At 72.6% G+C, this 10,990-nt stretch carries 9 protein-coding genes; 5 read left to right on the top strand and 4 right to left on the bottom strand.

Annotated elements, in window-relative coordinates; genetic code table 11:
• The coding region (locus tag ASG04_RS17810; protein ID WP_235515465.1) for a helix-hairpin-helix domain-containing protein at nt 1-1,378 on the top strand (1,378 nt) is incomplete at its 5' end.
• Nucleotides 1,379-1,383: 5 nt separating this feature from the next.
• On the opposite strand, the gene ASG04_RS06920 is transcribed toward ASG04_RS17810, so the two are convergent.
• On the bottom strand, nt 1,384-2,832 hold the full coding sequence (locus ASG04_RS06920) for a sensor histidine kinase (protein WP_056121831.1): 1,449 nt from the start codon (nt 2,830-2,832) through the stop codon (nt 1,384-1,386).
• A gap of 21 nt (nt 2,833-2,853) precedes the next feature.
• Complete coding sequence (locus ASG04_RS06915) at nt 2,854-3,531, bottom strand: response regulator transcription factor (protein ID WP_056121829.1); 678 nt, start codon at nt 3,529-3,531, stop codon at nt 2,854-2,856.
• 203 nt (nt 3,532-3,734) lie between these two features.
• Between ASG04_RS06915 and ASG04_RS06910 the strand changes: the two genes are divergently transcribed.
• Entirely contained in the window at nt 3,735-4,040 is a 306-nt protein-coding gene (locus ASG04_RS06910; RefSeq protein WP_056121827.1) for a hypothetical protein, read from the top strand.
• A 48-nt stretch (nt 4,041-4,088) separates the two neighbouring features.
• On the opposite strand, the gene ASG04_RS06905 is transcribed toward ASG04_RS06910, so the two are convergent.
• Nucleotides 4,089-5,144 (bottom strand): FUSC family protein, encoded by a 1,056-nt coding sequence (locus tag ASG04_RS06905; RefSeq protein ID WP_082517999.1) that lies wholly within the window; start codon nt 5,142-5,144, stop codon nt 4,089-4,091.
• An 80-nt stretch (nt 5,145-5,224) separates the two neighbouring features.
• On the opposite strand from ASG04_RS06905, the gene ASG04_RS06900 reads away from it, so the two are divergent.
• Both ASG04_RS06900 and ASG04_RS06895 read left to right on the top strand, forming a co-directional pair.
• Nucleotides 5,225-6,469: an aminoglycoside phosphotransferase family protein gene (locus ASG04_RS06900; protein WP_056121822.1), complete on the top strand. Its 1,245-nt coding sequence runs from the start codon at nt 5,225-5,227 to the stop codon at nt 6,467-6,469.
• Between the two features lie 405 nt (nt 6,470-6,874).
• The gene (locus tag ASG04_RS06895; RefSeq protein ID WP_056121820.1) at nt 6,875-9,001 is read left to right on the top strand and encodes a DEAD/DEAH box helicase; all 2,127 of its coding nucleotides are present in this window, start codon (nt 6,875-6,877) and stop codon (nt 8,999-9,001) included.
• 114 nt (nt 9,002-9,115) lie between these two features.
• On the opposite strand, the gene ASG04_RS06890 is transcribed toward ASG04_RS06895, so the two are convergent.
• A complete protein-coding gene (locus tag ASG04_RS06890; RefSeq protein ID WP_056121818.1) occupies nt 9,116-9,388 on the bottom strand; it encodes a mycoredoxin in 273 nt (90 codons plus the stop codon).
• Nucleotides 9,389-9,453: 65 nt separating this feature from the next.
• On the opposite strand from ASG04_RS06890, the gene ASG04_RS06885 reads away from it, so the two are divergent.
• Nucleotides 9,454-10,983: a CYTH and CHAD domain-containing protein gene (locus ASG04_RS06885; protein WP_056121816.1), complete on the top strand. Its 1,530-nt coding sequence runs from the start codon at nt 9,454-9,456 to the stop codon at nt 10,981-10,983.
• Nucleotides 10,984-10,990: the final 7 nt, after the last annotated feature.

Genomic DNA, 10,990 nt, shown 5'->3' with positions numbered 1-10,990 from the left:
CCCCTCGCTCGAGCCGGTGCTCGAGCGGACCCTCGGCGTGCCGCTGTTCCAGGAGCAGCTCATGCAGATGGCCATCGCTGTCGGGAACTGCTCCGGTGACGACGCCGACCTGCTCCGGCGGGCGATGGGGTCCAAGCGCGGCCACGAGAAGATCGACCGGCTGCGCGACAAGCTCTACGCGGGCATGGCGGACAACGGCATCCACGGTGCCGACGCCGACGCGATCTACGCGAAGATCCAGGCGTTCGCCAACTTCGGCTTCGCGGAGAGCCACTCGATCAGCTTCGCCCTGATCGTCTACGCCAGCGCATGGATGCGGTTGCACTACCCGGGGGCGTTCCTGGCGGCGCTGCTCCGTGCGCAGCCGATGGGCTTCTACTCACCCCAGACGCTGGTGGCCGACGCCCGGCGGCACGGGGTGCAGGTGCTCCGGCCGGACATCCTGCGGTCCGGGGTCGACGCGACGCTCGAGCCGGTCGACGGCGCGGTGCCGAGCGACGGCGCGGTGCCGAGCGACGGCGCGGTGCCGGGCGGCGGCGCGGTGCCGGGCGGCGGCGCGGTGCCGGGCGGCGGTCACGGTGACGACGCCTGTCTCGCCACCGAGCAGCCGCCCGTGCTGCCCTTCGACAAGGCGCTGCCCGACGACACGGCGCGGCACCGGCGCGACGGCGCCTCGGCGGTGCGGCTCGGGCTGGCCGAGGTGGCCTCGCTCGGTCGGAAGACCGCCGAGCGGATCGTCGCCGAGCGCGATGCGAACGGCGCCTTCGTGGACATGTCCGACCTGGCCCGCCGGGTCGGGCTGACGACGGCGCAGCTCGAGGCCCTGGCAGCCGCCGATGCGTTCGCGCCGTTCGGTGTCGACCGCCGCGGGGGGATGTGGTCCGCGGCGCAGGCGGCGGCCGAACGACCCGACCAGCTCCCCGACACCCAGGTCGTCGTGCAGCCGCCGCTGTTCGGGCAGATGACGAGCGGCGACGTCCTGATCGCCGACATGTGGTCGACGGGCATGACCACCGACGACCACCCGGTGTCGCACGTCCGCCCGGGGTTGGACGCCAGACGGGTGCTCAGCGTCGACGACCTGGCCACGGCGGAGACCGGACGGCGCATCGAGGTCGGTGGCATCGTGACGCACCGGCAGCGCCCGGCGACCGCGTCGGGGATCACGTTCCTCAACGTCGAGGACGAGACCGGGCTGGTGAACGTGATCTGCAGCGTCGGGGTGTGGGGGCGTTACCGACGGGTGGCGCGGGAGTCGCCGGCGGTGGTGGTGCGGGGCATCCTCGAGCGGTCACCCGACGGGGTCGTCAACGTGGTGGCGGACCGGATCGAGCGCCTGTCGCTGTCCGTCCGGACGCGCTCCCGCGACTTCCAGTGACGTCGTCAGGAGACCGCGGGGACGCGGATCGTGACCTCGAGCCCACCGGACCGGACGTTCCGCAGCGACGCCGTGCCGCCCGCGCGCTCGGCGACGGCCCGCACGATGGCGAGGCCCAGCCCCGAGCCTCCCGGCAGCGGGATCACCCCGGTGGCCGGGTCGGGCACGGGTCGGGACTTCCGCGCCTCGTCCGGACGGGTGAAGCGGTCGAAGGCCACGGCGACGAAGGTCTCGGGCACACCCGGCCCGTCGTCCGTGACCTGCAGCTCGCCCACGTCACCGTCGGTGCGCCAGGTCACCAGGACGCCGCCTCCACGGGGGAGCGCCGCCACGGCGTTCCCGGCGATGTTCGTGACGAGCTGCGCCATGCCCCCGGTGTCCAGGTGGTACCGCGGCTCGGGGCCGTCGTCATCGCTCGACCGCGGCGGCTCGAGGTCGAAGTCGACGGTGACGTCCTTCGTGCTGGCGATCAGGCGGACCCGGTCGACGGCCGCCATCACCTCGTCGCCGAGGTCCGACCAGGCGGTCAGCGGGCGCTGGTCACCGTCCTCGGACCGACGCTCCGACTCCTCGATGCGGGACAGGGTCAGCAGGTCGTTCGCCAGGCGCGACAGCCGGGCGACGCTGTTCTTCGCCCGTTCGATGTGGTTGGCGAGCGCCTCGGCGTCGTCGGCGTCGAGCGAGGCCAGGTCGAGCTGGGTCGTCAGGATCGCCAGCGGCGTGCGGAGCTCGTGCGATGCGTCGGACACCATCTGGCGCTCGCGTTCGGTCGTCTGCCGCGTCCGGGCCAGGAAGGCGTTGAGGGTCGTGGCGAGGGACGCGAGTTCGTCCTGCGCGGGGCCGACCGGCAGCTCGGCGCGTTCCGGGGCGACCGACAGTCGCTCTGCTTCGCGGCGCATCCGGTTGACCGGACGGAGCGCCGCGGTCGCGAGCACCCACGACGCGATCCCGAACGCCACCAGGATCGCCAATCCGGTGATCGACAGGGTCGTGGTCAGGTCGTCGACGACGATGGCCTCGGCCTGCGAGTTGCGGGCGGCGACCACGGTCCACCGTCCCGCGCCGTTCACCGGGTGCTCCACGACCACGCGGTACTCGGATCCGGACACGTCGATGAGCGAGGTCCCCGCGGGCGTCGACCGCAGGCTGCCGAGCGCGCGTTCGACCCGGTCGGGCATGGTCGAGAGCTGGATCTCACCCGTGGGGGAGACCACGGCGACGAGCTGGGCGTTGCCGGGCGGTGACAGCTCCGGGTCGCTGTCCACCTCGAGCGTCGCCACGTACGGGTCGGCGTCGGCGTCGAGCAGCGTCCGGGTGGCGGACGCCACGACGCTCACGACCTGGAAGCGCATGACCAGGACGAGCAGCACGATCACCACGGCGGCGATGGCCGTCGAGCCGATCGTGATCCGTGAACGGAGCGAGAGCAGGCCGAGTGGCCTGATGAGACGCATCGGGGGTGTGGACGGGACGCGTCAGGAGCCGAGCAGGTCGAGGCGGTAGCCCCGGCCCCGCACGGTGGCGATGGCGACGGTGGCCTCGTGCGACGTCAGCTTCTTGCGCAGGTACGAGATGTACTGCTCGACGACGTTGGGGTCGACGTGCTGGGATCCGTCCCACACCTCTTCGAGGATCTTCGGCCGGTCGACGACCGTGCCGACCGAGCGGGCGAGCAACCGCAGCAGCGCGAACTCCGTCGGGCTGACGGCGACGCGCTGGCCCTGGATCGAGACCCGCCGCGCCTCGGAGTCGATGGAGACGTCGCCGACCTCGATCGTGCGCGGGGCGCCGGTGGCCTCGCGGCGCGCGAGGGCGCGCAGCCGTGCGGTGAGCTCGGCGAAGGCGAAGGGCTTGGTGAGGTAGTCGTCGGCACCGGCGTCCAGGCCGAACACCCGGTCGTCCACGCCGTCGCGCGCGGTCACGAGCAGGATGCGCACCGGGTCCTCGCGTTCACGGATGCGTCGCGCGAGCTCGAACCCGGACATCCCCGGCATCATGACGTCGACGACGGCCAGGTCGAACGCCTGGTCCCCGAGCGCGATGAGTGCCTCGACACCGTTCTCGACCGCCGTGACGCGGTACCCCTCGGCGGCGAGACCGCGCTCCATGAGGGCACGCATCTCGTCGTCGTCCTCGACCACCAACAGCCGCATAGTGGACCTCCCGGGACCCACTCTGGCATCGAACCCGGCCTTCGTGGCGTTCCCACGGCCATCCCGACTGAATCTCGTCTCAGTCAGACACCGTCCTGCCCCGGTGGTGCCCCGCGATCGAGGGACATGAGGGGCTCCCTGTGCGCTTGGTAAGATCCGCCTGGACGCTGTACCCGACAGAACGTCCTGTTCCTGGGGGACCCATGATCGACCAACCCGACCACCCGGCCATCGCCCGACTGCGCGTCGAACTCGACGCCGCATGGAAGGGCATGCGCACCCTGGACGAGGTCGACGATGACCTGCGCGAGCGGATCGTCGCCGAGCTGCGGGCCGCGGTGCCGGACGTCGCCGGCCGCGCCGCGCGCGAGGCCGGACACGAGGCCGTCGTCGCCGAGATCCGACGGTTCGCCGACGACGACGCGCACGCTCCCGACGGCTCGACCGGCACCATCTGGGGCGAGATCGTCGACACCGCGTCCGTCGCCGCCACGGCCGGCTGCCGGTAGCGAGGACCCGACCGCGTCCGACGTGGACGCGACCGGCGCGACCGTGACTCAGTCGTCCTCGCCGAGCAGCTCCTCGCGCACGCGCCGGACGTCCTCGAGCAGCGCGCCGATCAGGATCCAGTGGCGGGAGTTCGGCCGCACGACCTCGAGCGGCGCCGTCAGCGCGGGACCGTCCGACGGCTCGGGTGCGGCCTCGGACGCCGACGCCAGCTCCGTCGACTCCACCTGCCGCCCGAGCGCCCGCAGGTCGGCGCCGATCCGGGCGACCTCCGTCGCGATGCGTCCCACCATCGGGTCGGACCGCAGATCGGGCGCGGTGTTGTCGCGGATGGCCCTGGTCATCCCGGTCACCCGCGTGACCAGGACCCGCAGGTGCTCGGCCACGGCGACGTCGCGTTCCAGGATCGTCCGGTGCCGGCCGCCGCGCGGGTTCATCGTCAGCGACTCCTGCGCCGACGCCAGTGACGCCTCGGCCTGGGCGTGCTGCTGTCGGAGCGACCTCGCCCGCAGCAGCGCCTCGTGCCAGCGGTCGTGGTCCCACCCCTCGGTCAGGCCGATCGCGACGCGTTCGAAGGCCGCTGCCGTGTCCCGCGCCAGCCGTGCGACGGCCAGGTGCCCCGGCCGCAGGAGCACGGGTGGCACGATGACCGCGTTCACGACGAGTGCCACGACCGCGCCGAGCACGGTCTCCAGCACGCGGTCGGCCGAGTAGTTCGGCGTGACCACCCCCGCCGTCAGCACGAGCATCCCGCTGATCCCGACCTGCGTGGCCGAGGTCGGTGTCAGGCGCAGGGCCCAGGCGATCAGGACCGCGAGCACGATCACGAGCAGCACGACCCACACCGAGTCGCCGAGCAGGAAGTGCAGCGCGGTCGCGAGCACGACCCCGAGGACGACCCCGGCACTCCGCTCGAGGCCCTTGACGAACGACTGGTTGATGCTCGGCTGCACCACGAGCAGGGCGGCGATCGCCGCGAAGGTCGGGAACGGCCCCTGGATCACGAGGCGGCAGAGCAACACGGCCGCGACCACGGCGACCGCGGTCTTGACGACCTGCAGCAGGGGTGTGCGCTTCGAGCTGCGGAGGCGCGCGACCGGGTTCACGACGCCCACGCTAGCCACGGTCCGCACGCCGAGCCGTGCACGAAGGGGACGAATCCGCGCCGACACGGTTGACTGATCCCGTGTGGCCGAATCACGAGCGCGTCATCCCGGAGGCCTTCGTCGGCTCCGGGACCTCCGTCGTGGCCGCACGCGCCCACTCGGTCGAGCCCTCGGGCAACGGGTACCTCTACGGCTACGAGGTCGACACCGTCGACGGTGCCGGTCAGCGGGCCACCGTCCTGACGTACGTCGACACCGGCGGCAACCACGACCAGAACAGCGCGCTGGTCACCGACCCGGCCACGAACGAGCCGGTGTCGGTGTGGGCGTACCCGAACGACCCGGGTCTGCCGGTCCTGCCGCAGGTCACGTACCGCGACGCCGTGGCCGAGCTCCTCACCACGCTCGGCATGCCCGTGACCAACCCCACGCTGACGGTGGCCGCCTACCGACCGGGCAAGCGTGCCGTCGTCAGGGTCGACGCGCCCGAGGGCACGCTCTTCCTCAAGGTGGTCCGGCCGCACCGCGTCGCGCCGATCGCGAAGACCCACGAGCAGTTCGTCGCAGCGGGGCTCCCGGTGCCGCGCGTGCTCTCGAGCCGCGGGGACGGTCTGCTCGTCCTCGAGCGCATCCGCGGCGTGCCGGCGGGCAGCCGCATCCTCGACATCGCCGACGACCCGCGCTTCGTGGCGTCGCTCGCGGCGCTCTCCGGCCGGATCGCCACGGTGCCGATGACCCAGCAGGCCCGCGCCGACGCGATGGACCACGCCGACTGGCACCGCCGCACCCTGGTCGCCGCGCTGCCGCAGGACGCGCAGCAGATCGACGAGCTCTACGACGCCATCGGTCGCCGCTCGATCGGTTGGGCAGCGGCGACCAAGCAGGTCGTGCACGGCGACCTGCACCTCGAGCAGGTCTTCGTCGACGAGGCCGAGCCGTGGCGCATCTCCGGCCTCCTCGACATCGACACCGCCGGCTGGGGCTACCCCGTCCGCGACATCGGTGCCGTGGTCGCCCACCTCGTGGTCACCGGGTTGTGGCACCGCTCGCGTGGTGACGTCGACCGTGGCGCGGCCGCGGAGCGGCTCGCCGACGCCATCGCCCGCGACTGGGCGGCGCGCAACCCGCTCGAGGTCGAGCGTCTGGGACCCGCGATCGGCGCGCAGCTGCTCGCGCACGCCGGCGGCCAGGCCACCACCGGCTCCGCCAACGGGATCGCGACCGCGGAGCAGCTGCTGGCGGCGACCCGTGCGGCGCTCGCGGTGCCGGCCACGGGCCTCCCGTCCGACGACGCGAGCCGTCCGCGGTCCGCACCGCGCGTCTGAGACGCGGACACCGACCAGGAGGCCCGACGCGCGCGGGGAGCGTCGAGTCGCCTCCTGGGGCGGTCCGGGAGTAAACTGACCGCGCACGCACCGCGTGCCCGCGCGTCGCGTCGTCCCCTGGCGCAACGGTCGACCACTTGGTCGGCATGGGCACCGGGTCCGCGACCGCCCTGGGACGACCCAGTCCTGCAGCGTCGCGTGCGTGCGACGGCGCCGGATCCTCCGCGCAGACCGTCGCATCGGCAGGACGTCACCCGGCGTCCTCGGTGGGATCGGTCGTCCACACGTCGTGGGGATCGGCGGGCCACGGTGGCTCGCTGCCGGCATCGGTGCGACGGACGCACCGACGAGACTTCCGCCCGCTCGGGCGGCTCGCCCCGGTCGCGGGGCGGAACAGGAGGAGCCTTGGCTCGATCAGGCACGCGGCGTGCAGCCGGTGGGACGCGGACCGCGTCACGCCGGACCAGGCCGCTCGACAACGACGGTGTCATCCCGGTGCTCGCCCGCGCGGTGCGCGAGGTCGAGGCCGCCGCGCAGCGCGGTCCGCTGAAGACGACGAACCGCACGAAGTTCCAGGCGGTGGCGCTGCTCATGCGCGAGGAACGCGCTCGGGTCAAGGCCGACTCGACCCTGACGGACGCGCAGCGTGCCGAGCAGATGAAGCGGCTCGACGGCGTGGCGACGATCCTGGCGAAGACCGCTGCCCGTGACACCAGCGTGATCCAGCTGCTGACGGAAGAGGCATCGGTCTCCGAGGCCACCCGCACCGTCAAGCGCGACATGATGATCGCCGGCGGCGTCGAGATGCAGCCGGAGGACCTGGTCATCGCCGCCGAGCCGGCACCGGTCTCCACGACCCAGGAGCGCGCCGTGGTCCCGCAGGCCGTGGTGCAGCGACAGCTCGCGAACCCGTTCCTGCCGCCGGACTTCGCCCTCGCCGACCAGCCCGTCGCCCACCCCCGTCGCCTGGCGAACTGGGAGCTGTTCGGCCCGCTCTTCAAGTCGTTCGAGTACGGCGCCGGTGGTGGCGCGGCATCGATGCCGCTGCCCGACCCCTCCTCGCTCGACACCCTCTCCGGCACGGCGCTCATGAAGCACCAGGCGGAGCTCGTGGCCTCGGCGGCACAGGGACACCGCACGTTCCTGCTCGCCGACGAGCCCGGTCTCGGCAAGACGGCCCAGTCCCTGCTGGCGGCCGAGGCAGCCAAGGCCTACCCACTGCTCGTGGTGGTGCCGAACGTCGTCAAGACCAACTGGGCGCGAGAGGCCGCCCGCTGGGTCCCGAACCGCCGTGCGACCGTCATCCACGGCGACGGCGACGACCTGGACGGCTTCGCCGACGTCGTCATCGTGAACTACGAGATCCTCGACCGGCACGTCGGCTGGCTCGGGGCGTTCGGGTTCAAGGGGATGGTCGTCGACGAGGCGCACTTCATCAAGAACAAGGACTCACAGCGGTCGAAGTTCGTGCTGCAGCTCGCCGAGAAGATCCGCGAGCGCACGGCGTCGCCGCTGCTCATGGCCCTGACCGGCACCCCGCTGATCAACTCGGTCGAGGACTTCCGCACGATCTGGGAGTACCTCGGCTGGATCGACGACAAGAAGCCCCGCGCGCAGCTCATGAACGAGCTCGAGGAGATCGGGTTGACCCCGGCCGACCAGGGCTTCTTCGCCGAGGCCCGTCGCGCCGTGATCGACCTCGGCATCGTGCGGCGCCGCAAGGTCGACGTCGCGTCGGACATCCCCGCCCGACGCATCGCCGACATCCCCGTCGAGCTCGACGGCGACGAGGGACGCTCGATCCGCGATGCCGAGCGCGAACTCACCGCCAAGCTCGTCAAGCGCTACCACCAGGCCCTCGACGCCCGCACCGGTCAGGCACCGGTCGACGGCATCGACCACAAGCTGGTCCGTCAGGTCGCGCGCTGGGAGCTCGAGGACCAGGACGCGTCGTCCACCGGTGAGAACGTGTTCTCGATGGTGCGGCGCATCGGGCGGGCGAAGGCGCAGCTCGCGGCCGACTACGCGGCGCAGCTGGCGTCGAACGTCGGCAAGGTCGTGTTCTTCGCCAAGCACCTCGACGTGATGGACCAGGCGGAAGAGGTCTTCGCCCGCCGGCACCTGCGCACCGCGACGATCCGCGGCGACCAGACGCCCGCGCAGCGCACGGCCGAGATCGACTCGTTCGTGAACGACCCCGACGTCGCCGTGATCGTCTGCTCGCTGACGGCGGCCGGTGTCGGGCTCAACCTGCAGGTCGCGTCGAACGTCGTCCTCGCCGAGCTGTCCTGGACGAGCGCCGAGCAGACCCAGGCGATCGACCGCGTCCACCGCATCGGGCAGTCGGAGCCGGTCACCGCGTGGCGCATCATCGCCGCGCAGACGATCGACACCAAGATCGCGGAGCTCATCGACTCGAAGGCCGGACTGGCCGCGCGGGCGCTCGACGGCTCCGACGAGGAGCTCGTCGACTCCGGCGACATCCAGCTCGACGCGATGGCCGCGCTGCTCACCGAGGCGCTCGGGGGCTGACGCCGCCCGGCGCGCCCCGGCGCCGGCACGCAACGCACCGCAGAACGGACACAGCACCACGAGGTCTCGTGGTGCTGTGTCCGTTCGGGGGTGCTGTGCCGAAGCGGCCGCAGGCTAGATGCGGGACTGCACCTCGGCCAGGGACGGGTTCGTCGCGGTGCTGCCGTCCGGGAACACCAGGGTCGGCACGGTCTGGTTGCCGCCGTTGACCTCGGCGACGAGCTCGGCCGTCCCCGGGGTGTGCTCGATGTCGACCTCGGTGAACGGCACGCCGGCCTTGGACATCTGGTTCTTCAGTCGCGCGCAGTAGCCGCACCACGTGGTCGTGAACATCGTGACGGCGCCGGCCTGGGGCACGAACGCGTCGCGGGTGATCGTCTCGCTCATGGCAGCAGCGTAACTCCGGCACCTGGCGGTCAGGTCCACCGGTGCGCCCTGGTAGACAGGGACGTGTGACCCAGACGCACCTCGAGATCGAGCGCACGTACGACCTGCCTGACACAGCGGCCCTGCCGGACCTGATCGGGGTCGGCGGGATCCTGCAGGTCGACCACCGGGAGCCGGTCGAGCTCGACGCGACCTACTGGGACACGGAGCGGTACGACCTGGTCGCCGCGCGCGTGACCGTCCGTCGCCGCACCGGCGGGCACGACGCCGGCTGGCACATCAAGCGCGCCGAGTCCGACACCGTCCGCCACGAGCAGCACTTCCCCCTCACCGAGGACCCGGACGCGGTGCCGGTCGAGGTCCTCGCCGCGCTGTTCACCGAGCGCCGCGGCCGCGGACTCCGACCCGTCGTGCGGATCACCACCACCCGCACGGTGACCCGTCTGCTCGACGAGGACGGCGACCAGGTGGCCGAGCTCGCCGACGACCGCGTCAGCGCGCAGCGCCTCGACGCCGATGCCCCCGCCGACCCGCGCACCTGGCGCGAGGTCGAGGTCGAGGCGGCCGAGGGCGTCGACCCGCAGGTCGCCCACGAGCTGTTCACGTCCCTCGACGGCCGGTTCCAGGCTGTCGGGGCCGGCCCCGCCGCCGTCGCGTCCAAGCTGGCACGGGGGCTGGCAGGAGCACCGGCACCGCGCCTCCAGACCGTCGACAAGCCCGAGAAGGGCACGACCGCACGCGTGCTCGCCAAGCGACTGCGGAAGCTGCGCTCCGCGCTGCTCGTCCAGGAGGCCCGGCTGCGGTCGGGCGAGGACACCGAGCTCCGCCAGACGGCCGAGACCACCCTGGAGATCGCCGCGGTCCTGCAGACGTACCGACCGGCGTTCCCCGCCGGCGACGCCGTCGACCGAGCGGTGGCCGGTGCGCGGTCCCTGGCGGAGGTGACCGCCCGGGCGGCCCTGGCCGAGTACCTGGTCGAGCGCCTGCCGCGCACCACGAGTCCGGCACAGGACGCGCTGGTGGACGCGATGACCCGCGAACGGATCCTCGCGGCCACACGCGAGCGGCGGGACGAGGCCGTGCGTGACGTCGTGACGGCCCTGCACGGTGAACCGTTCCTCGAGCTGCTGGACGCCCTCGACGACGCGGTCGAGCGCCCCACATCCACCGCGTGGTCGCTCCGGTCGCCCAAGAAGGTCGCGCAGGACGTCACGGCCACCGTGAAGCCCGAGGTCCGCGAGCTCGTCCGGGACGCCGTCGCCGATGACACCTCGGACACGGCCGACGCGCGCGAGGCCGCAGACCGTGCCGCGACCGAGCTCGCGTGGCAGGGGACGATGCGGGCGCGGCTCGCGATGGACGTGCTCGGGGACGACGCGTTCCCGCACGCGCTCTGGAAGCGGATCGGGTCAGCGGCGGACGTGCTGACCGAGCGTGTGCGGTCGCTCTGGGCGCTCGACGCGCTCCGGACGCTGTCCGGCATCGCCGAGCGCGGCGGCGAGGCGACGTTCGGGTACGGGGTGCTCGCGGGCGACCGGGTGCGCCTGGCCGAGGAGTCCTACGACGAGGCGGTGCACGCGCTCAACCGTGTGTGAGCCCGTG

The sequence above is a fragment of the Curtobacterium sp. Leaf183 genome (assembly GCF_001424385.1).
GTDB lineage: Bacteria > Actinomycetota > Actinomycetes > Actinomycetales > Microbacteriaceae > Curtobacterium.
The sequence above is the reverse complement of the archived record's forward strand: the minus strand, read 5'-3'. Positions and strand labels throughout refer to the sequence as shown.